This window comes from Microbacterium sp. APC 3901 (assembly GCF_030407765.1).
Classification (GTDB): domain Bacteria; phylum Actinomycetota; class Actinomycetes; order Actinomycetales; family Microbacteriaceae; genus Microbacterium.
The window spans coordinates 30338-51672 of record NZ_JASDCU010000007.1 but is presented as its reverse complement, the minus strand read 5'-3'; the positions used below and the strand labels follow the sequence as shown (position 1 = coordinate 51672).

Below are 21335 nucleotides of genomic sequence, written 5' to 3'. Positions count from 1 at the left end.
CTCGTGGCGAGAACACAGAAGGACACCCCCATGCCCAAGAACAAGAAGCCCCGCGGCGGACGCCCCTCGGCCAACTTCGAGCCGCGTTACGGCGCGAACAAGACCTCGTTCCACGATCGCCACAACGGTGGCCGTGATGCAGGTCGCGACGGCGCCCGGGACTCCCGTGATGCACGTGGCGGACGCGCGGATGCCGGTGACCGGCGCACCGCGCCTGCCGGCGCAGACCGCCGCCCCGGCAGTCGCAGCGCCAGCCACCGCGGATACCGTCCGGCCGAAGAGGCCGCGCCCAAGCAGCGCTGGTCGTCGCAGGAGCGTGCGGGACGCGACGAGGCCCGTGGCATCCGCAACCGTGCCGAGTCGGGTCGCCGCGAGGCGCCGCACAACCGCGACGACCGTCCGCGCTACAACGACCGCTCCTCCACGGGCTTCGACCGCCCGCGCCGCGATGACCGCGGCGGCCAGCGTCCGACCGGTCCCGGCACATACCGCGATGAGCGCGGCGGCCAGCGTGACGAGCGTCCGCGTCGTGATGACCGCGGTGCCGGCACGCAGCGCCAGGGGTTCCGCGACAACGACCACCGTGATGGCGGACGTCCGGGTCGCGACGATCGCCGTGACCAGCGTTCCGGTGGCTTCCGCGACGATCGCGGTGGCCAGCGCTTCTCCCGTGACGATCGCCCGCAGCGCGACGACCGCGGCGCGTCCGAGCGGCCGCGCTTCAACCGCGACGACCGTCCTGCCCGTTCGGGTGACCGCACCGAGCGTCCCCGGTTCAACGACCGTGGTGGCGAGCGTCCTCGCTTCGACCGTGACGACCGTCCTCGTCGTGATGACCGTGGCGCGAGCCCGCGTCGTGATGACCGCGGTGGCGCCGAGCGCCCCGAGCGCTCCTACGACGCCGACCGTGCGCGTCGTGCCTTCGGTCGTGACCGCGCTCAGCGTTCGATCGAGGGTGGCCGCGACGAGCGTTCGCGTCCCTCGACGGGTGGCGCGTACCGCACCGATCGTCCCCGCCCGTTGACGTCGGACACCCGCGGGCGTCCGTCGCACAACGAGCGCCCCAGCCGCAACGACTGGAACGCCACCTCGAGCGCGGCACCCGCCAAGAAGTTCGAGCCGACCGACGACGTCGTGCACGAACGCCTCGAGGCGAAGTCCGTCGCGGCCGTCGAGGTCGACGGCGTGACCTTCGGCGACCTCGGTCTCGGATCCAACATCGTCGAGACGCTCGTCGGCATGGGCGCGGCGACGCCGTTCCCGATCCAGGCCGCCAGCATCCCTGCAGTGCTCAAGGGTCGCGACGTTCTCGCCCGCGGCCGCACCGGCTCGGGCAAGACCATCGCCTTCGGGGCTCCCCTCGTCGAGCGGGTGCTGCAGTCGCAGGCGGGCAAGCGTCGTGAGTTCGGCCGCTCGCCCCGCGCGATCATCCTCGCGCCGACGCGCGAGCTCGCGCTGCAGATCGACCGCACGATCCAGCCGATCGCGCGCAGCGTGGGTCTCTTCACCACGCAGATCTACGGCGGCGTGCCGCAGGGCCGCCAGGTGGGTGCGCTGAAGAAGGGCGTCGACATCGTCATCGGCACGCCCGGTCGCGTCGAAGACCTGATCAACCAGGGCAAGCTCGACCTCTCGGACTGCCGCATCGCGGTGCTCGACGAGGCCGACCACATGTGCGAGCTCGGATTCGTCGAGCCCGTGCAGCGCATCCTGCGTCACACGGCCGACGGCAGCCAGAAGCTCCTCTTCTCGGCCACGCTCGACCGTGAGGTCGCTGCTCTCGTCGACGAGTTCCTCGTCGACCCGGCCGTATACGAGGTCGCCGGCGAAGACCAGGACTCGAGCACGATCGAGCACCGCGTGCTCGTGATCGAGCACCGCGACAAGGCCGACATCCTCACGTCGCTCGTCGACCGTGACGGCAAGACCCTCGTCTTCGCCCGCACCCGCGCCTACGCCGACATGCTCGCCGAGCAGTTCGACGACGCCGGCATCCCCGCGGTATCGCTGCACGGTGACCTCAACCAGGCCAAGCGCACGCGCAACCTCGAGCGCCTGACGTCGGGTCGAGTGAACGTGCTCGTCGCCACCGACGTCGCCGCCCGCGGCATCCACGTCGACGACATCGATCTGGTCGTCCAGGCCGATGCGCCCGACGAGTACAAGACGTATCTGCACCGCTCGGGTCGCACCGGGCGCGCCGGTCGCTCGGGTCGCGTCGTCACGCTGATCACTCGTCAGCGCCAGCGTCGCATGACCGAGCTGCTGCAGCGTGCCGAGATCGATGCACCGTTCGAGAACGCTCGTCTGAACGACGACCTGATCGAGGAGATCGCCGGTCGCGTGCCGACCGCGTCAGACCTCACGGCCTGATCCCTCACCATCGAAGGCCCCGTGCCCGCATCCGCGGGGGCGGGGCCTTCGTCATGTTCGATGTGCCACGCGCTGCGAAGGACTCTGCGCCTGGGGAGGAGGACTGCGCCTCGGGAGGAGCGCTGCGGGCATCCGGTCCTCCCGAGGAGCAGTCCTCCTCCTGAGGGGTGCTCGAGGGCGGGCGAAGAAGGCAGGCGGATGCCGCGCGGCGGCGCTCAGCTCACGCCAGCTCGTGCTCGTGGATCGCCGTCGTGAGCGTCGTGCCGTTGAGGTCGAGGTAGAGCACCTGCTCGGTGATGGTGAGGGTCATGGTGTTGCGGCGCTCGATGAGCGGTGCGGCGGAATCGATGAAGCCGGCATCGAAGCTGAAGACCCGGATGTCCTCCGAGCGGTGGATGCGTTTGTCCGCCCAGGGCGCCATGACCTTCACCGGGTCACGGTGCGTGTAGACGACGGTGCGCTCAGCCAGTCGGCTGCCGTGGTGCAGGCGTTCGGCGTCGGGTGCTCCGATCTCGATCCAGGCCGTGATCCGGCCTGTCAGGTCGCGCACGAGGACCGCCGGCTCGTCGGTCTGCGAGATTCCGCCACCGAACGTGATGCCCTCGGTGAATTCGAGTCCGTACGCGAGCACGCGGGTGAGCATGTATGCGTCGGTCTCCGAGGGATGCCGCGCCGCACGCAGCGAGAAGTCGTCGTACACACCGCGATCCATGTCGGCCAGTTGGACGTCGAACGTGTGCATGGTGGAGCCGATAGCCATAACGACCGAGCCTACGCGCCCGCGGCGGCGTGCTCGACCGCTGCGCCCTCGGTCGTCTCGACCTCAGAACAGCATCGGCTGTGCAGGGGCCGCTGACGGCGCGAACGCGGGTGCCGGACGGCCGTGCGGTGCCGACGCCCGGATGCCGCGCACCGGGTAGTCGTCTTCGTGCTGGCCGTCGAGGCCGTGCAGCCTGATCAGCGGCCGCGCCCGCTTGGCCAGCCACTGCCGGTAGCCCTTGGGCGCCTCGGCGGAGACGCCCGGATACAGACCCCGATACGACGAGACCAGGTCGGGACGGAATTCGCCGAGCCACTGCATGAACCAGGGCTTCACCCCGGCGCGCAGGTGGAGTGCGCCGTAGATGACGCGATTCGCCCCCGCCTCCTTGATGCGACGCAGAGCCGTGTCGATCGCCTCGACGGAGTCGGTCATGTGCGGCATGATCGGCATCAGGAACACGGTCACCCGGAATCCTGCATCCCGCAGTGCGCGCACCGTGTCGAGTCGAGCCTGGGTCGTCGGGGTGCCTGGTTCGATCGCCTTCTGCAGCTCGTCGTCGTACATCGCGATCGACATCTGGATGTCGACGGGCACCCGCTGCGCCGCCTTCACCAGCAGAGGGATGTCGCGTCTGATCAGCGTGCCCTTGGTGAGGATCGACATCGGGGTGCCCGACGCGGCGAGGGCCTCGATGATCCCCGGCATCAGCCTGTAGCGGCCTTCAGCGCGCTGATACGGATCGGTGTTCGTGCCCAGAGCGACGGTCTCGTGCTCCCAGCTGCCTTTGCGCAGCTCTCGCTCCAGCACTTCGACGACGTTGACCTTCACGACGATCTGCGAGTCGAAGTCCGAGCCCCCGTCGAGATCGAGATATTCGTGCGTACCCCGAGCGAAGCAGTACACGCAGGCATGACTGCATCCGCGGTACGGGTTGATGGTCCACGCGAACGGCATGCGCGATGCGCCGGGAACATGGTTGAGCGCGGACTTCGACAGCACCTCGTGGAAGGTCATGCCCGCGAAGTCGGGAGTGGTCACCGTGCGGAGCACGCCCGTGCGTTCTTCGAGGCCGGGCAGCGCAGCGGCATCGACATCGCCGAGTTTCTGTCCTTGCCACCGCACGCGATCAAGTCGAACATAATTACTATAGAACGTCAACCCGAGATGGGAATTCTGTTCGATGGGACTTAAGGGACAATGGAAGCATGTCCTTCCCGCCGCAGCCTCAGCATGCGGCACAGCGCTCTCCGATCCGCGGACCCGCATTGCCCATCGGTCTCGCGGTCGCAGCGATCGGCATCCTGCTGTCGATCGCGGGAGCGCCGATCGCCGCATCGGCACCCGCCGAGATGGCGATGCCGGAGCCGGTGGCGGTGCAGGACGTGCCGGCGGTCGAGGTCGGCGCGACCACGGCAGCCGATCCGTGCTCGGAACCGAGCGTGCTCGAGGCGATCGCGGTCGCCGACGATCCGGCGATCATCGCCGGCTTCGGCGGCGGTGAGAGCTTCCGTGCCGCCGTCGTCGCGGGCAACGCGCCCTGCATCGCTCTCGACGACCCCGCCCATGTCTGGGTGGTCGTGAACAAGGCTCGTCCGCTCGCGCCGATCTCTTTCGCGCCGTCTTCGCTCGTCGACCTTCCGGTGCAGATGACGACTCGCTCCGGGCAGGCCAGGACGGATGTCGCGACCGGGGTCGGAGAGATGGCCGACGCCGCTGCCGCCGAGGGGGCGGGGCGTATCGGCGCGAACAACGGCTACCGGTCGTACGACCTCCAGGTCGCCACCCACGCCGCGCATGTGCGCAACAGCGGCCAGGCGGGGGCGGACGCCTCATCGGCGCGTGCCGGACACAGTGAGCACCAGACCGGGCTCGCGCTCGACCTCGTGGCCTGCGACTCGTCGTGCGGAGCCATCGAGTCGTTCGGAGCGACCGTGCAGGGCGAGTGGATCGCGGCGAATGCCTGGGAGTACGGCTTCATCGTCCGCTACGAACAGGTGGGTTCGGGGATCACCGGGTACAAGCCGGAGCCGTGGCATCTGCGGTACCTCGGCCGTGAGCTCGCGGCCGCGTATCATCAGGGCGGATATCACACGCTGGAGGAGTTCTTCGGGCTCCCTGCCGCTCCCGATTACGCGCACTGACCGCAGGGCGACGGCTTCGGAACCGCCGGATTGCGGCATCCGACAATCGCGGTACCCAGTCCCACGGTCTGTGGGATGCATTCTCACAACAGGCTGTCGTGGTGTCGGCGACCCGGCATAGAATCGCCGGAGCAATGACGCACGAACGTTCGGGAGGACGCAATGGAACGCGACATCTACGAAGAGGATCACGAGGCGTTCCGCGACCTCGTCAAGGACTTCGTCAAGCGCCACGTGAGCAACCAGGCCATCGAACGGTGGGACGCCGCGGGTGAGATCGACCGGGCGACCATGTTGGCGGCCGGCGAGGCGGGCCTGATCGGTCTCTCCGTGCCCGAGGAGTTCGGCGGCGCCGGCATGCTGCAGGACTACCGATTCCGCACCATCGTGATGGAAGAGGTCATCGCCTCCGGCGCGGGTTCGCTGGCGGGCGCCTTCGGCATCCAGGACGATCTGGCTGTTCCGTACCTCGTGCACATGGGCACTCAGGAGCAGAAGGAGAAGTGGCTGCCACGCATGGCCACCGGCGAGGTGCTGGGCGCGCTCGCCATGACCGACCCCGGCGCCGGCTCTGACCTGCGCGGCATCAAGACCAACGCCAAGAAGGTCGACGGCGGCTACATCCTCAACGGCGCCAAGACGTTCATCTCCTCCGGCTCGACGGCCGACGTCGTCGTGACCTTCGTCAAGACCGGCGAGGGCAACCGCCCCGACGCCTTCAGCCTGCTGCTCGTCGAGAAGGGCATGGAGGGCTTCGACCAGGGCAAGAAGCTCAGCAAGATGGGCTTCCACGGCTGGGACACGGCCGAGCTCAGCTTCACCGACGTGTTCATCCCCGACGAGAACCTCATCAGCGGCAAGGAGGGCCAGGGCTTCATCCAGCTGATGCTGAACCTGCCGCTCGAGCGTCTGTCGATCGGCGTCGCCGCGGCCGCGGCCGCGCAGGCCGCCCTCGACTGGACCGTCGCCTACACGAAGGACCGTGAGGCGTTCGGCGAGCGCATCGCCGACTTCCAGAACACACGCTTCCGGCTCGCCGACATGTCGGCGACCACGGACGCGATGTGGGCCTACATCGATCGCGCGCTGCTCGCCTACAAGAACAGCACGCTCACCGCCGAGGACGCCGCGAAGGTCAAGTTCTGGGCGACCGAGCGCGAGTGGGAGGTGCTCGACATGGGTGTGCAGCTGCACGGAGGCTACGGCTACATCATGGAGTACCCCATCGCCCGGGCGTTCACGGATGCCCGTGTGCACCGCATCTACGGCGGCACGAACGAGATCATGCGCGACCTCGTCGGTCGTCAGATCGTCGGCAAGCGCTGACGCATCGCTGGATCCGAAGGGCCCCGGATGCCGGCATCCGGGGCCCTTCGCGTGTGGGCGGGCGTGAGGTTCGGTGTCGAACCCATCCCCGTGGCCCGGGCACGGATTCGGACGGCAGGCGCGACCCGCTGGAGCCGGATGCCGGCGCACGGCGCGCCGCACGTCGGCATCCGAAGCTGTGCCCGGACGAGAGACGCCGGACGGAGTCGAGCCGAGCGACGTCAGCGCGGCAGGCGCGCCCCCACGCCGGCCCGTCGCAGTCTGTCGGCGATCAGGATGCCGAGTGCGGTGGCCCCGAGGCAGCTGGCGAGGGTCACAGCGAAGAACGTGATCTGCAGGGAGAGCTCGAAGCTGCCGAGGTTGAACGATGCCCACGCGAGCAGCGGGTAGACGATGCCGACGATCGCCGCGCCGAGGTAGTGGAGCCAGGTTCCCCAGTAGCGCCACAGCACGAAGAGGAAGGGCAGCTCGGTGAACGCCGCCCACCAGAGATTGGTGGCCACGCTGCTGAAGCCGTATCCCGAGAACGGCACGATGACGAGCCCGGCGAGGAGGCCCACCAGCAGGCCGACGAGGGGGCGGCGCAGCAGGCGGAGGGCGATCACCGAGGGAAGCAGCCACAGCCCGGCCAGCCCGACGCTGACGAACGGAAGGCCGGGGAAGAGGATCGTCGAGAGCCAGTTCGCCGGGGCCAGCAGCGCCCCACCGGCGACGCCCAGGGCCGCGCACGTCAGGAGGATCGCCGTCGGGAACCGGAAGCGACGTTCGCGCGCGTTGCGGGGTCGATTCCGCACCTCTGCGGCCGATCTCCGGTGCGTTTCCGGCCCTGCATCGGGGGAGCGGTGCGTTTCTGGCCCCGCATCGGCCCCCTGACCCGCGTTCGGCTCCACCGCATCCGCGCCGCTCACGAGAGGGGCTCCGCTGCTGCGTCGCGAGCTGCCTTCGAGGTGGGCGAAGCCGCGCCGATCTTCCAGTACCCGCAGAAGCTGACGTTGTTCTTGTCGACGCCGTGCTCACCGACGAGCTGCTTGCGTGCGCCGGAGGCGAGCGACTGCTCGCCCGCCGCATAGGCGTGGAACGGCGCGTCGGGCAGCGTGAGCTCTCGCAGGCGAGCGAGGGCGAACGACCCCGGATCGAACTCGTGCGGACGCACGAGCCAGACGATGTCCACACCGGACGGATGTGCGAACTCCAGCGCATCCTCCTCGGACGGCACCTCGATGATCGCCGTGCCCGTGGCGTGCGCAGGCAGCGAGGCGCAGATCGAGGCGATCGCGGGCAGCGCCGTCTCATCGCCCACCAGCACGACGCGATCCGTGCCGCGCTGCGGGTTGAACGTCAGCCCCTCGTCGATGATCAGCACGTGCTCACCGGGAGCGCAGGTCTCCGCCCATCGCGACGCGGGGCCGGCAGTGCCGTCGGCCGCCGACCCGTGCAGCACGAAATCGACGTCGATCTCGGCGTCCGACTCATCGGTCGCCGGGCGATACGCGCGCACGCTGTAGTTGCGCATGACGGGGCGCTCGCCGTCGGGGATGCGCAGGAACTTGAGATACCCGAACATCCTGTTCGCCTTCGCGGGCACGCGGTCGAGGCCGGCGTCGCCGCCGATCGGCAGGAACAGGCGGAACCACTGGTCGAAGCCCATCGGACGGAACTTCTCGATCTCGCCTCCCCCGAGGGTGACCCTCATCCAGTGCTCGGAGAGGCGCTCGGTGCGCAGAACGCTGAGATGGATGAGTTCGGCTGACTCGGGCTTGACGAGTTTGCTGTATGCCATGCGGGCGCCTTTCAGGGCAGCTGCCAGGGGAAGAAGAGCACGAAGATCGCGGCGGATGCGGCGATCGAGGCGAGGATGAAGACGGTGTCGCGGGTGCGGAACGGCACCAGGTGGCGCTCGGTGCGCGTCGGGTGGGCGCCGAAGGCGCGGGAGTCCATGGCGAGAGCGACGCGTTCGGCGTGGCGGATCGCTCCGGCGAGCAGGGGCACGATGTAACCCCAGCCTCGGGCGATGCGCGCGAACGGTCCGCTGCCGCCGTGATGGCCGCGCACCCGGTGCGCGGCGCGGATCACCGAGAGCTCGTGGCCGAAGCGAGGCACGAAGCGGAAGGCGGCGAGGGCCGTGTGGCCGATCCGGTAGGGCACACGCAGCTGCTGCACGCTGGCGCGCACGAGGTCGGGGCCGGTGGTCGTCAGGCCGCCGATGAGCGCCAGGGCGACGATCGAGCCGAGGCGGAGAGCCGTGGCGAAGCCGATCTCGAGCGCGCCCGCATACAGCGTCCACCCGCTGATCTGCAGCGCGGCACGGGTGTCGTCGACCAGAGACGCATCGACCCACAGCGAGAACCCGACTCCGATCGCGAGCATGCCGACGGGAAGCGCGATGAACAGCAGCGCGGCCGTGCGCCAGGTCACGCGCGATCCCGCGACGATCAGCGCGAGAGAGAGCACCAGAAAGGCGGCGGGCGTGGCGAGGTCGCGCACGAAGATCAACAGCAGCATCGCCGGGGCGACCCCGGCGACCTTCGCTAGCGGGTTGAGCGCATAGAGGAACTGGCGCCGCGAGGATGCCGAGACGGCGGCGTACGGGTCGAAGGCGGGCGCGCTCATGCGATCGCCTGCCCTGCGTCGGCCAGCACGCGCTGCAGCGCCGGGAGCCGGAGCCCGGCCTCGATGAACGGAGCCTCGTCTCGGAAGAGCGCGTCTGTGCGGTCGGCGGCGTGCACTCGACCGTCCTTGAGGATCACGGTGTGCGACGTGTGTGCGGCGACGAGCTGGAGGTCATGGGTCACGATGACGATCGTCGTTCCCTCGGCGCGCAGATCGCGGAGCAGGGCGAGGAGTTCGGAGGCCCGCGCGCGATCCTGGCCGAAGGTCGGCTCATCGAGCGCGAGCACCTGCGGACGGGTGATCAGAGCTGTGCCGACCGAGAGGCGGCGCTTCTCTCCGCCCGACAACAGGAACGGGTGCACCTCGGCTTTGGCTTCGAGTCCGAAGCGGGAGAGCATGGCGTCGACGCGCTCGCGCGTCTCGGCATCCGGAGTGTGCCGCAGCCGAAGCCCGTGCGCCAGTTCGTCGAACACCGTGTGCGCGATGAACTGATGCTCGGGGTTCTGGAACACGAACCCGATGCGGCTCGCGAGCTCACGTGGCGACGCCGCTCCCGGATCCATGCCGTCGACCGTCACCTGCCGCTTCGGCGGCGGCACCACTCCGGCGAGCGACTGCAGCAGGGTGGTCTTGCCCGCGCCGTTGGCGCCGATGATCGCCGTGAGGGTTCCCGGCTCGATGTCGAGATCGATGTCGTGCAGGATCTCGGTGCGGTGACGGCGCACCGTGAGGCGGCGAGCGCTGATGATCGGGGCGGTCATCGGTCGAGAGGGGTCGTCCGTCTGCAGGGCGGAAGCACGGATGCCGGGTGAGACAGCGGTTTCTGATCCTGCATCCGTGTTCTGGTCCTGCAGACGGGACGTGGAGGGAGCCGTGGATGCCGGAGACGTGGCAGGGGCGCTGACCGCGGTCAGCGCGCCGGCGAGTTCGGCGGGCGTCAGCGGCAGCTCGTCGAAGTGCATGCCGGCGTCCTGCATGCGCAGCGCCGCCAGAGTCGCTCCGGGGAGCCAGACGCCCATCGCCAGGAGCTCGGCCGCGTGCGAGCGGATGATCTCGCCCGCCGGTCCGTCGAATGCCACGCGACCCGAGCGGTCGAGCACGATCGTGCGGGTGACGAAGCCCATCGCCGCGTCGAGGTTGTGCTCGACGAGGAGGATCGCCCGATCGCCGGCCGCGATCACATCGGTCAGTGCGGCGTAGACATCGTCGATGCCCTGCGGGTCGAGGTTCGCAGTCGGCTCGTCGAGCACGATCAGAGGCGATCCCATGGCCAGTGCGCATGCGATCGCGAGGCGCTGCCGCCCGCCGCCCGACAGTCGGTCGGGGTTCTCGTCTCGGCGCTCCCAGAGACCGACGCGACCGAGCGCATCCGCCGTCCTGGCGTGCACTTCGTCGAGCGGGAGCAGCAGGTTCTCGGGGCCGAACGCGACCTCGTCGTAGACGGTGCCGGTGACGATCTGCGCGTCCGGGTCTTGGAAGACCATCGCGACGTGGGTGCTCAGCGACGCGGTGTCGGCATCAGCCGTGCTGACGCCGCCGGCGTCGACCGACCCCGTCATGCTGGCCGGAACGGCGTGCGGGATGAGTCCGTTGAGCGCGAGCGTGAGCGTCGACTTGCCCGAACCCGAGGGGCCGAGGAGCAGCACGACCTCGCCGGATCCGATGTCGAAGGACACGTCGTGGGGGGAGGGGTGCACCGCATCGGCGTGGGTGATCGAGAGGCCACGCACGCTGAGAAGGGGCGCGGATGAGCGCACGGCATAACCCCGGTTTCGGCGGATCGGTACCGTTCTAACTTAGCTGAGCCTTACCTGAATCACCACGCGTCGGAAAAGCCGGGATGCGGTGGATCAGCGCCGTGCGACGCCCGCGCGGCTCAGCGACGCACCGATCGCGAGTCCGGCTGCCGTCCACGCGATCGGACCGAGCACCGCGATCACGAGGTAGGAGATCTGCAGCCACGGCGCGAAGGTTCCGAGGTCGACGGCGAAGAACACCACGACTGCGACGATCACCCCGATCACGCCGGCCGAGATGAAGAAGCGCCATGGGCCCCACGAGCGATAGCGGGTGAGCGCGGCGATGCCCTCCTGGATCGCGCCGAAGAGCAGCGCGGTGCCGATGAAGCGCAGGGTCCAGGCCGGGTTGAACGCGCTCGAGATGAGAGCGGCGAACACGTGCGTGACGAGGGCCACGAACGGGCGGCGCAGCACCTCCTGGGCGATGATGCCGGGAAGCACGTGCGAGCCGAGGACGAGTCCGTAGAGGTACGGGGCTGCGGCGATGACGACCGGCGTGATGAGGCCGGCGATCCCTCCGAGGATGCCTGTGGCGACGCCGATCGCGGCACACACGAGCAGCACGCGAGTGGTCAGGACGGGGGAGGATGCCACGCCTCCAGCCTACTTGCGCACAGGCGGATCGGATGCGGTCGTCGACCGTGCAAAACCGCTGCCTCGGCATCCGTTCGTCGCGTCGTCGGCGCCGTTCGTCGCATCGCCTCGGTGCTGCGACCTCATACCGCGCGGATGCTTCCTAGCGTGGGGGAACGCAAAGAAGCGCACCCCGAGGAGACCCCCATGACTGCATCTTCGTCGCATCGCCGCGACGGCACCGGACTCGATCGCACCCGACTCGACGACCAGCCGGTGATCACGACCGACCCGTCCCTTCCCCCCGTCGCTCTGACCGAGGAGCATCACGAGAAGGCGAACCGCTGGACCCTGCCCAAGATCCTCATCTGGTCGGCGATCGCCCTGCTCGGCGCGGTCGCCTGGACGATGCTCGCGATCGTGCGCGGTGAGACCGTCAACGCGATCTGGTTCGTGTTCGCGGCCGTCTGCACCTACCTCATCGGCTACCGGTTCTACTCGAAGGTCATCGAGAAGTACATCACCCGCCCCGACGACCGCCGCGCGACCCCTGCCGAGGTCAAGCAGGACGGCAAGGACTACGTCCCCACCGACCGCCGCGTGCTCTACGGACACCACTTCGCCGCCATCGCCGGCGCCGGCCCTCTCGTCGGTCCCGTTCTCGCGGCCCAGATGGGTTACCTGCCCGGCACCATCTGGATCATCGTCGGCGTCGTGCTCGCCGGTGCCGTGCAGGACTACACGGTGCTGTTCTTCTCGATGCGCCGCGGCGGACGCACGATCGGCCAGATGGCGCGTCAGGAGCTCGGTCGCATCGGCGGCACGGCGGCGATCGTCGCCTCGCTGCTGATCATGCTCATCATCGTCGCGATCCTCGCGCTCGTCGTGGTCAACGCGCTCGGCGAGAGCCCCTGGGGCGTGTTCTCCGTCGCGATGACCATCCCGATCGCCATATTCATGGGCATCTACCTGCGGTTCCTCCGCCCCGGCAAGGTCACCGAGGTCTCCATCATCGGCTTCGCGCTGCTGATGGCCGCCATCATCGGCGGCGGCTGGGTCGCCGGCACCGAGTGGGGGCAGGCGATCTTCCACCTCGACCGCACCACGATCGCGTGGGGCATCATCATCTACGGCTTCATCGCCGCGGTGCTCCCGGTCTGGCTGCTGCTGGCACCGCGCGACTACCTGTCGACCTTCATGAAGATCGGCGTGATCGTGATGCTCGCCGGCGCGATCATCCTGGTGCGCCCCGAGATCACGGTTCCGGCGGTCAGCATCTTCGGCGAGAACGGCATGGGGCCGGTGTTCGCAGGTCCGCTGTTCCCGTTCCTGTTCGTGACCATCGCCTGCGGCGCGCTCTCGGGGTTCCACGCTCTGATCGCATCGGGCACCACCCCCAAGCTCATCGAGAAGGAGCGCCAGACGCGCTTCATCGGTTACGGCGGGATGCTCATGGAGTCGTTCGTCGCGATCATGGCGCTGGTCGCCGCGATCTCGATCGACCAGGGCATCTACTTCGCGATGAATGCTCCGACGGCGGCGACGGGAGGCACGGTCGAGGGTGCGGTCGCCTTCGTGAACTCCCTGGGGCTGACGGGGGTGAATCTGACGCCCGAGATGCTCACGGGCACCGCGCAGGCGGTCGGCGAGGAGTCGATCGTCTCGCGCACCGGTGGCGCCCCGACGCTGGCGCTCGGCCTCGCGCACATCATGCAGCAGGCCCTCGGCGGGCAGGCGCTCATGGCGTTCTGGTACCACTTCGCGATCATGTTCGAGGCTCTGTTCATCCTCACCGCGGTGGATGCGGGCACCCGTGTCGCCCGCTTCATGCTGCAGGACTCGATCGGCGCCTGGTTCCCCAAGTTCCGCGACGTCTCGTGGCGTCCTGGAGTGTGGATCTGCACGGCGATCATGGTCGCCGGGTGGGGAGCCATCCTCATCCTCGGCGTGACCGACCCGCTCGGCGGCATCAACACCTTCTTCCCGCTGTTCGGCATCGCGAACCAGCTGCTCGCCGCGATCGCGCTCGCCGTGGTGATGGCCATCGTCGCCAAGAGAGGACGCAGCTACGTCAAGTGGCTGTGGATCATCGGCCTGCCGCTCGCCTTCACCGCTGTCGTCACGATCACGGCCTCGCTGTACAAGATCGCCTCGCCCGTGCCGGCGATCGGCTACTGGGCGAACCATCTCCGCTACGTCGAAGCCCGCGACAGCGGCGACACCTCGCTCGGCGAACCGGAGGTGCTCGAGGCCGTCATCCGCAACACGGCCGTGCAGGGCACGCTGTCGATCATCTTCGTGACGCTCGCGATCATCGTGATGGTCGCCGCGATCATCGTGACGATCAAAGCGATCCGCAACGGCGGTGGCGAGAACACCGAGGACGACCCGATCGCCTCGCGGCGCTTCGCACCGGCGGGGTTCCTGCCCAGCGGGGCCGAGCGCGAACTCGAGAAGGAATGGGAGCCGATCCTCGCCGACGAGCGCAAGGCGTCGTCCCACTGAGATGGTCGACACCATGAATCGGACGGATGCCGCGACCACCCTCCTGGGGACGCTGCTCAGCGCCGCGGGGCGGGTGGGCCGCGGCATCCGCTGGTACATCACGAATCTGATGGGCGACAGCGCCTACGCGACGTACGTCGCCCATCAGCATCGGCTGCACCCGGACGAGGAACCGATGACCGAACGCCAGTTCTGGCGGCAGCGCATGGACGATCAGGATCGCAACCCGGGTGCGCGCTGCTGCTGATTCCGTGGTCGCCGCCGAGCGCCCACTGCATAGGCTGAGACCATGACCGACGTCGTTCTCGCTGCGGTGCTGGGCGTGCTCGGCGGTGTCGTCCTCACGGTCCTGCTGCTGCTCGCTCGCCGCCTCGCGCGGGGCGCCGCCGACCTCGGCAGCGATGCGGAACGGGCGGCCCTCACTGCCCTGCACCAGGCGAGCCTGGCCGCACCCCATCTGCGGGCCGGCCTCGCGGGCCCGGACGCGGTCAAGGCCGCCCGTCATCTCCGGGTGCTGCTCGGCAGTGCGGCGGTGGCGATCGTCGATGCCGACGGCGCCCTGTCGTTCGACGGTCCCTCCGACGGGCTGGAATCCGCCGCGGTGCGCATCGCGGAACAGGTCACGGCGTCGGGTCGTCGCCAGGTGTTCCCCTCGCCGGGCGAAGACGACGGGCTCGAAGGGGTCGGCGCCCCCATCCTCGTCGACGGGCGGGTGATCGGAGCGGTCGTCGCGTTCGCCGCACCAGTGGGCGCCTCCCTCGTGCGGGCAGCAGAGGAGGTCGCCGACTGGTGCGCGGCTCAGGTCGAGCTGGGCAGCCTCGAGGCCTCCCGCACGCAGTTGGCCGAGGCGGAGCTGCGATCGCTGCGTGCGCAGATCTCGCCGCACTTCATCTACAACGCGCTCACCGCCATCGCGTCGTTCATCCACACCGATCCCTTGCGCGCCCGCGAACTCGTCCTGGAGTTCGCCGACTTCACCCGGTACTCGTTTCGTCGGCAGGGCGAGTTCACGACGCTGGCCGAAGAGCTCGGCAGCATCCATTCGTATCTCGAGCTCGAGCGCGCTCGGTTCGGCGACCGACTGAGGGTCACTCTGCAGATCGCGCCCGAGACGCTCGCCACCGTCATCCCGTTCCTCTCGGTGCAGCCACTGGTCGAGAACGCCGTCCGCCACGGCCTCGAGCCGGGGGAGGGCGGTGGCGAGATCCGCATCGCGTCGCAGGACGACGGGACGCACACCGAGATCACGGTCGAAGACGACGGGATCGGGATGGACCCCGAGGGCCTGCGCGAGCTGCTCACAGCCGGGGCCGAGGGGCTGCACATCGGTCTGCGCAATGTCGACACCCGTCTCCGGCAGCTCTACGGCGCCGACGGCGGACTCATCGTCGAGACCAACACCGGCGCCGGTACCCTGGTGCGGATGCGGGTGCCGAAGTCGCAACCGCTCCATGATCCGGACAACGACTGAGGTGCGCTCATGATCGACGTCCTCGTCGCCGACGACGAGCAGCCGGCGCTCGACGAACTCGTGCACCTGTTGCGCACCGACGATCGGATCGGCGAGATCCTCACGGCTCGCACCGGTGCGGATGCGCTGCGTCAGGTGTCCGAGCGCGCCGTGCGCATCGCCTTCCTCGACATCCACATGCCCGGTCTGCTCGGCACCGAGCTCGCTCGCGCGTTCCTCGGTCTCGCAGACCCGCCCGCCGTGGTGTTCGTGACCGCCGACGAGGCGCGCGCGGTCGAGGCGTTCGAGCTGCGCGCGGCCGACTACCTGCTCAAGCCCGTGCGCACCGAGCGACTGCGCCGTGCCGTCGACCGCGTGCTCGAGCTCGGCGAGACCTCGTCGTCCGGTGACGACGAGGTGATCCCGGTCACCGTCGGGTCGGCCGTGCGGTTCGTGCAGCGCAAGCACGTGGTCTGGGCGCAGGCCCAGGGAGACTACTCCCGTCTGCACACCGAAGACGGCACCGGCCACCTCGTCCGCATCCCCATCTCCGAGCTCGAGGGCAGGTGGGCGGATGCCGGGTTCCTGCGCATCCATCGCTCCCTCCTGGTGCGCGTCTCGGCGGTGACCGAGGCGCGCCTGTCGGGTGCCGAGCCGTCGCTCGTGATCGGCGGCGTGCCGCTGTCGGTGAGCAGGCGTCTGGTGTCGACGGTGCGCGAGGCGCTGGTGCGCGGCGGGACCGGGTCATGACCGAGACGCCCAAGCGCGTCCGGGTGACGTCCGATCTGCCGCCCCGGCGCCAACCCGCCCTGACCCGTGGAATCGCGCTACCCGGAGCGCCGGTCGACGAGGCGGATGCCGTGTACGCGCGCGCCCTGATGCGCAGCCAGCTCCGCCTGGCGCTCGGCACCGTCGCGGGTTTCGTCGTGGTCGTCGTGGTGCTGGCGCTCGCCCTCGCGCTGATCCCCGGGATGCAGAGCATCACGCTGTGGGGCGTGCCGCTGTCGTGGCTGCTCCAGGCCTTCGCGTTCTATCCGATCATCCTGGTCTTCGCTCTGCTCTATGCACGCACCGCTGCGCGCAACGAGCGGCGCTATCGTGCGCTCCGAGACCGCGAATGAACACGGTCGCCAATCTCGTCGGCGTCGCGCTGATCGTGCTCGCGACGCTGCTGATCGGCGTGTACGGACTGAGGGTGTCGCGCACCACCGGAGACTTCTTCGTCGCCTCGCGCACGGTCCGCCCGGTGTGGAACGCCTCGGCGATCAGCGGCGAGTACCTCTCGGCCGGCACCTTTCTCGGGCTGTCGGGACTCGTCCTCCTCGACGGCGCGCGCGGCTTCTGGTTCCCGATCGGGTACGCGGCCGGGTACCTGCTCGTGCTCGTGTTCGTCGCCGCCCCGCTGCGCCGCAGCGGGGCCTACACGATTCCCGACTTCGTCGAAGCGCGGCTCGAATCGCGATCGGCGCGGCGAGTCACGAGTCTCGCGGTGCTGATCATCGGGTGGCTGTACATCGTGCCGCAGTTGCACGGGGCGGGCATCACCCTCGTCGTGGTCGCGGGGCTCCCCGAATGGGTCGGCGCCGTCACGGTCGCCGTGCTCGTGGCCGCTGCCGTGGCGGCCGGAGGCATGCGCGCGATCACCTACGTGCAGGCGTTCCAGTACTGGCTCAAGCTCGTGGCCCTCCTCGTGCCCGTCATCTGCATCGCGTTCGCGCTCACCGGGGGCCCGCACGACTTCGATCCCGCTCTCGTGTTCCCGGCAGAGGCCGGGCCGTCCGGCTTCGACGCGTACGAGTCGGCCTCCCTGCTGCTCGCACTGCTGCTGGGGACCATGGGGCTGCCGCACGTGCTCGTGCGCTTCTACACGAGCCCCACGGGGGCCTCGGCGCGCAGCACCACCGTGATCGTGATCGTGATGGTCAGCGCGTTCTACGCCGTGTCGAGCGCGATGGGACTGCTGGCGCGCATCGCTGCCCCCGATCTCGCCGTGCCCGGCATCGCCGACACCGTCGTGCTCCTGCTGCCTTCTCGAGTGTTCCCCGGAGCGTTCGGAGAGCTCCTGACGGCCCTCATCGTCGCGGGCGCGTTCGCCGCGTTCCTGGCGACCTCGGCCGGCCTAGTGGTGTCGCTCGCCGGGGTGATCAGTCAGGACGTGTTCTCGGGATCCGTGCGATCGTTCCGGGTCTCCGCCGTGCTCTGCGCCCTGGTGCCGCTCACGGTCGCGCTGATGACAGCGCCGGCCGGGCTCGTCTCGAGCGTGGGCACCGTCTTCGTCGTGGCGGCCTCGACGCTCTCACCCGTCGTGCTGCTCGGTGTGTGGTGGCGGGGCTTGACGGCTCGCGGCGCCGTATCGGGGATGGCGACCGGCGGACTCGCCGCTGGGCTGGCGCTGCTGGTGCACGGGGCGGTCGGGGGGATCGGCGTCGCCGCTCCGTATCTCGCGCAGCCGGCCGCCTGGACGATACCGCTCGCGACGGCGGTCACGGTGGTCGTCTCGCTCCTCGATCCACGAGGACCGTCGCCGCGCACGTCGAGGTTCCTCGCCCGCGTGCACTCGCCGGAGCGGCGCTGACGAGGCCTCTCGCGGCGACTGTCGACCATTGGCGACACGGCTGGCCGTTCGTCCAGGAATAATCCCCCACTCTGGTGTGTGGACGGAAGCCGGGCGTAGCTTGAACGGCGGTGCGGCAACGCAGTCGCACCGTGATCATCGGGAGAAGCGCATGGGTCGAACACCCCTCCGGATGGCAGCGGCCACAACCCTGGCAACGCTGTTCATCGCATCGACGGCAACCGCAGGCTACGCAGGCACGGAGGAGGTGAACCACCCCACTCCGGTCGAAGGCACGCCCGGTCACTACATCGTCGTGCTGAAGTCCGATCCCCTCGCGAGCTACACCGGCGACGTCAACGGTCTCAAGGCGACGAAGCCGGCCGAGGGCGAGCAGCTCGAGAGGCAGTCTCAGGACTCTCAGCGCTACGTCGAGCATCTCGAGTCCGAGCAGCAGACGATCGCGCAAGAGGTCGGCGTCACCCCCGAGAACACCTACCAGGTGGTGCTCAACGGCTTCAGCGCCGATCTTTCGGGAGAGCAGGTCGACAAGCTCCGGGCCTCGAAGGACGTCTACGGCGTGTACCCGGATTTCATCCGACACCCCGACGCGCAGACCGCGACGGACTTCCTCGGTCTCGGCGATGACAAGAAGGGCCGCGGCGGCGTCTGGCAGCAGACCGGCGGCGTCGACAAGGCGGGCGAGGGCGTGGTCGTGGGTGTCATCGACACCGGCATCGCCCCGGAGCACCCGTCGTTCGACGGCAAGAAGCTCAAGAAGCAGCCCAAGAACGACAAGCGCCACAAGGGAGGCCAGCCGTACACCGACGGCACCTTCGTCTACTTCGACAAGTCGGACGGCGGTCAGTTCCAGGGCGCGATGGTCGAGGCCCAGGAGTGGGACAAGGGCGACTACTCGTCGAAGCTCATCGGAGCGCAGTACTTCTACACCGGCGCCGAGGCGGCCGGATTCGACTTCCAGTACGACTACCTGTCGCCGCGTGACGGCGACGGGCACGGTTCGCACACCGCGAGCACGGCGGCCGGCAACTTCGGCGTGAAGGCCTCGATCGAGGGCGTCGACTTCGGCAAGGTCTCGGGTGTCGCACCCGGAGCCAAGGTCGCGGCCTACAAGGCCTGCTACGTCGGGCCCGACGAGGCGGTCACGACCGACGACATCTGCGCCGGCAGCGACCTGATCGCAGCGATCGACCAGGCCGTCGCCGACGGGGTCGACGTGATCAACTACTCGATCGGCGGCGGCGCGGCATCCACCGTGCTCGCCCCCGAGGACATCGCGTTCTTCAATGCGGCCGCAGCGGGCGTCTTCGTGGCGACCAGCGCCGGCAACGACGGCCCCGACTCGGTCACCGCCGATCACGCGTCGCCGTGGTACACCACGGTCGCAGCCTCGACGATCCCCACGTGGGAGGGCACCGTGCAGTTCGACGGCTTCGCCCAGGCGGGCGCATCGGTGAGCGTGCCGTTCGGCACGACGGTCACCGGGCCGTCGATCTACGCAGGCGATGCGCCGGCCGCAGGCCAGGCTGTCGCCGATGCGGCGCTGTGTCTTCCCGGCACGCTCGATGCGGCGAAGGTCGCGGGGCACATCGTCGTCTGCGACCGAGGCGGCAATGCTCGCGCCGAGAAGTCGCAGGTCGTGAAGGATGCCGGTGGCATGGGCGTCGTGCTCGTGAACGTGCCCGGTGCCGCCGACTCGCTCGACAACGACTTCCACGCCGTGCCGACCGTGCACCTCGCGTCGGTGCACCGTGCGGCGGTGCTCGCCTACGTGCAGGGCGGCGTCGACCGTCCGATCACTCTCGTGGGTGAGAACACGACAGGGGTGGTGACGCCGGTGCCGCAGATCGCGGGATTCTCGAGCCGCGGCCCGATGCTGGCAGACGGCAGCGACATCATGAAGCCCGACATCGCCGCCCCCGGGGTCGCGATCCTCGCGGCCACGCAGAACGCCCCGGGCGAGAAGCCGACCTTCGGCATCCTGTCGGGCACGTCGATGGCGTCTCCGCAGATCGCCGGTCTCGCAGCGCTCTATCTCAGCGAGCGGCCTCAGGCTAAGCCCGCCGAGATCAAGTCCGCGATGATGACCACCGCGTACGACACGGTGAACCCCGACGGGTCTGCCAACCGTGACCCGTTCCAGCAGGGCGCCGGTCAGGTCGACCCGAAGCGCATGCTCGAACCGGGTCTGCTCTATCTGAACGACGTGCCTGACTGGGTGGCGTTCCTCGAGGGCAAGGGGTTGGCCGACTTCCCCGGCGAGCCGATCGACGGCAGCGACCTCAATGTCGCGTCGTTCTCGATCGGGTCGCTCGCCAGCGCGCAGACGGTCACTCGCACGGTCACCGCGACGGAGAAGGGCACGTTCACGGCATCCGTCGATCTGCCCGGGGTGAACGCGACGGTGCAGCCGTCGACGCTGAAGTTCGACAAGCCGGGTCAGACCGCGACCTACACGGTCACGTTCGACAACCAGAGCGCGCCGGTCGAGCAGTGGGCGACCGGATCGCTCACCTGGACGAGCAAGAAGAACACGGTGCGGTCGCCGATCGCGGTGTTCCCGGTCACGGCTGATGCTCCGGCCGAGGTCGAGGGCACAGGGGTCGACGGCTCGACCACGGTCGACATCACTCCCGGCCTCGACGGCGCTCTCGCGCTCGGGGTGTCGGGTCTGGCTCCGTTCACGCTGCTGGAGGATCCGGACGGTCGAGTCGTCGGGCACTCGGGTGACGAGGCATCGGGCGACGTCAACAAGGACGTGTCGTGGATCGTGGACGTGCCGGAGGGCACGACGCTCTCGCGCTTCGACCTCGACTCGTCGGACGACACGGGCAGCGACCTCGACCTCACGGTCTATCGGGTCGTGGGCCCTGACGACCTGCGGTACTACGAGCGCTGGCAGTCCGCGACGGGCTCGGCCGACGAGCAGGTCACGCTGCCGGCTCCGACGGCGGGCACCTACCTGGTGGTCGCGAACGTCTACTCGACCTCGGCTCCGATGACGTGGGACATGACCTACGCCACCGTGCAGCCCGAGGGTGAGGGTGCGTTGACGGCGACCCCGAACCCGATCGAGGCCGTGCGCGGCCAGGCGACGAGCTACGAGCTCGGCTGGACCGGTCTCACCGCCGGCACCCGCTATCTCGGACTCGTGCAGTACGGAGAGTCCGCCGTGCGCACGATCGTGACGGTCGACGCGCAGTAGCAGTCACAGACGTCG

At 69.2% G+C, this 21335-nt stretch carries 17 protein-coding genes; 10 read left to right on the top strand and 7 right to left on the bottom strand.

Annotated features, from left to right (window positions below; genetic code table 11):
• Nucleotides 1-30: 30 nt before the first annotated feature.
• Entirely contained in the window at nucleotides 31-2373 is a 2343-nt protein-coding gene (locus QMA07_RS07920; RefSeq protein ID WP_290161019.1) for a DEAD/DEAH box helicase, read from the top strand.
• 220 nt (nucleotides 2374-2593) lie between these two features.
• On the opposite strand, the gene QMA07_RS07915 is transcribed toward QMA07_RS07920, so the two are convergent.
• Together QMA07_RS07915 and QMA07_RS07910 are read right to left on the bottom strand one after the other, a co-directional pair.
• Entirely contained in the window at nucleotides 2594-3133 is a 540-nt protein-coding gene (locus QMA07_RS07915; RefSeq protein ID WP_290161018.1) for a YaeQ family protein, read from the bottom strand.
• Nucleotides 3134-3196: 63 nt separating this feature from the next.
• Nucleotides 3197-4258, bottom strand: a complete 1062-nt coding sequence (locus tag QMA07_RS07910; RefSeq protein ID WP_290161016.1) for an Rv2578c family radical SAM protein — start codon at nucleotides 4256-4258, stop codon at nucleotides 3197-3199.
• Nucleotides 4259-4341: 83 nt separating this feature from the next.
• On the opposite strand from QMA07_RS07910, the gene QMA07_RS07905 reads away from it, so the two are divergent.
• Nucleotides 4342-5277, top strand: a complete 936-nt coding sequence (locus QMA07_RS07905) for a M15 family metallopeptidase (RefSeq protein WP_290161015.1) — start codon at nucleotides 4342-4344, stop codon at nucleotides 5275-5277.
• Nucleotides 5278-5439: 162 nt separating this feature from the next.
• Nucleotides 5440-6603, top strand: a complete 1164-nt coding sequence (locus tag QMA07_RS07900; RefSeq protein WP_290161014.1) for an acyl-CoA dehydrogenase family protein — start codon at nucleotides 5440-5442, stop codon at nucleotides 6601-6603.
• A gap of 221 nt (nucleotides 6604-6824) precedes the next feature.
• Here QMA07_RS07900 and QMA07_RS07895 read toward each other — a convergent pair whose 3' ends face one another.
• The 5 genes from QMA07_RS07895 to QMA07_RS07875 all read right to left on the bottom strand — a co-directional run bounded on the left by QMA07_RS07895 (nucleotide 6825) and on the right by QMA07_RS07875 (nucleotide 11606).
• The gene (locus tag QMA07_RS07895) at nucleotides 6825-7397 is read right to left on the bottom strand and encodes an ECF transporter S component (RefSeq protein WP_290161012.1); all 573 of its coding nucleotides are present in this window, start codon (nucleotides 7395-7397) and stop codon (nucleotides 6825-6827) included.
• Nucleotides 7398-7507: 110 nt separating this feature from the next.
• On the bottom strand, nucleotides 7508-8383 hold the full coding sequence (locus QMA07_RS07890) for a siderophore-interacting protein (RefSeq protein ID WP_290161011.1): 876 nt from the start codon (nucleotides 8381-8383) through the stop codon (nucleotides 7508-7510).
• An 11-nt stretch (nucleotides 8384-8394) separates the two neighbouring features.
• Entirely contained in the window at nucleotides 8395-9213 is an 819-nt protein-coding gene (locus QMA07_RS07885) for an energy-coupling factor transporter transmembrane component T (RefSeq protein ID WP_290161010.1), read from the bottom strand.
• A complete protein-coding gene (locus QMA07_RS07880) occupies nucleotides 9210-10970 on the bottom strand; it encodes an ABC transporter ATP-binding protein (protein WP_290161008.1) in 1761 nt (586 codons plus the stop codon). The genes QMA07_RS07885 and QMA07_RS07880 overlap by 4 nt, the downstream gene beginning before the upstream one ends.
• A gap of 93 nt (nucleotides 10971-11063) precedes the next feature.
• Nucleotides 11064-11606 (bottom strand): ECF transporter S component, encoded by a 543-nt coding sequence (locus QMA07_RS07875; protein ID WP_290161007.1) that lies wholly within the window; start codon nucleotides 11604-11606, stop codon nucleotides 11064-11066.
• A gap of 186 nt (nucleotides 11607-11792) precedes the next feature.
• Between QMA07_RS07875 and QMA07_RS07870 the strand changes: the two genes are divergently transcribed.
• From QMA07_RS07870 to QMA07_RS07840, 7 genes are all read left to right on the top strand, one after another.
• Entirely contained in the window at nucleotides 11793-14090 is a 2298-nt protein-coding gene (locus tag QMA07_RS07870) for a carbon starvation CstA family protein (protein ID WP_290161006.1), read from the top strand.
• 1 nt (nucleotide 14091) lies between these two features.
• Complete coding sequence (locus tag QMA07_RS07865) at nucleotides 14092-14337, top strand: YbdD/YjiX family protein (protein WP_290161005.1); 246 nt, start codon at nucleotides 14092-14094, stop codon at nucleotides 14335-14337.
• A gap of 42 nt (nucleotides 14338-14379) precedes the next feature.
• A complete protein-coding gene (locus QMA07_RS07860; protein ID WP_290161004.1) occupies nucleotides 14380-15561 on the top strand; it encodes a histidine kinase in 1182 nt (393 codons plus the stop codon).
• Between the two features lie 9 nt (nucleotides 15562-15570).
• Entirely contained in the window at nucleotides 15571-16290 is a 720-nt protein-coding gene (locus QMA07_RS07855; protein ID WP_290161003.1) for a LytTR family DNA-binding domain-containing protein, read from the top strand.
• Complete coding sequence (locus QMA07_RS07850) at nucleotides 16287-16661, top strand: heavy metal transporter (RefSeq protein ID WP_290161002.1); 375 nt, start codon at nucleotides 16287-16289, stop codon at nucleotides 16659-16661. Before QMA07_RS07855 ends, QMA07_RS07850 begins: the two co-directional genes overlap by 4 nt.
• Complete coding sequence (locus QMA07_RS07845; RefSeq protein ID WP_290161001.1) at nucleotides 16658-18115, top strand: cation acetate symporter; 1458 nt, start codon at nucleotides 16658-16660, stop codon at nucleotides 18113-18115. Before QMA07_RS07850 ends, QMA07_RS07845 begins: the two co-directional genes overlap by 4 nt.
• 172 nt (nucleotides 18116-18287) lie before the next feature.
• Nucleotides 18288-21320: a S8 family serine peptidase gene (locus QMA07_RS07840; RefSeq protein WP_290161000.1), complete on the top strand. Its 3033-nt coding sequence runs from the start codon at nucleotides 18288-18290 to the stop codon at nucleotides 21318-21320.
• Nucleotides 21321-21335 lie beyond the last annotated feature (15 nt).

What these genes read in the sequence shown, in the direction of transcription:
- QMA07_RS07920 (WP_290161019.1), top strand. Translation starts at nt 31, where the DNA reads ATGCCCAAGAACAAGAAGCCCCGCGGCGGACGCCCCTCGGCCAACTTC.
- QMA07_RS07915 (WP_290161018.1), bottom strand. Translation starts at nt 3,133, where the DNA reads ATGGCTATCGGCTCCACCATGCACACGTTCGACGTCCAACTGGCCGAC.
- QMA07_RS07905 (WP_290161015.1), top strand. Translation starts at nt 4,342, where the DNA reads ATGTCCTTCCCGCCGCAGCCTCAGCATGCGGCACAGCGCTCTCCGATC.
- QMA07_RS07900 (WP_290161014.1), top strand. Translation starts at nt 5,440, where the DNA reads ATGGAACGCGACATCTACGAAGAGGATCACGAGGCGTTCCGCGACCTC.
- QMA07_RS07890 (WP_290161011.1), bottom strand. Translation starts at nt 8,383, where the DNA reads ATGGCATACAGCAAACTCGTCAAGCCCGAGTCAGCCGAACTCATCCAT.
- QMA07_RS07885 (WP_290161010.1), bottom strand. Translation starts at nt 9,213, where the DNA reads ATGAGCGCGCCCGCCTTCGACCCGTACGCCGCCGTCTCGGCATCCTCG.
- QMA07_RS07870 (WP_290161006.1), top strand. Translation starts at nt 11,793, where the DNA reads ATGACTGCATCTTCGTCGCATCGCCGCGACGGCACCGGACTCGATCGC.
- QMA07_RS07865 (WP_290161005.1), top strand. Translation starts at nt 14,092, where the DNA reads ATGGTCGACACCATGAATCGGACGGATGCCGCGACCACCCTCCTGGGG.
- QMA07_RS07860 (WP_290161004.1), top strand. Translation starts at nt 14,380, where the DNA reads ATGACCGACGTCGTTCTCGCTGCGGTGCTGGGCGTGCTCGGCGGTGTC.
- QMA07_RS07855 (WP_290161003.1), top strand. Translation starts at nt 15,571, where the DNA reads ATGATCGACGTCCTCGTCGCCGACGACGAGCAGCCGGCGCTCGACGAA.
- QMA07_RS07850 (WP_290161002.1), top strand. Translation starts at nt 16,287, where the DNA reads ATGACCGAGACGCCCAAGCGCGTCCGGGTGACGTCCGATCTGCCGCCC.
- QMA07_RS07845 (WP_290161001.1), top strand. Translation starts at nt 16,658, where the DNA reads ATGAACACGGTCGCCAATCTCGTCGGCGTCGCGCTGATCGTGCTCGCG.
- QMA07_RS07840 (WP_290161000.1), top strand. Translation starts at nt 18,288, where the DNA reads ATGGCAGCGGCCACAACCCTGGCAACGCTGTTCATCGCATCGACGGCA.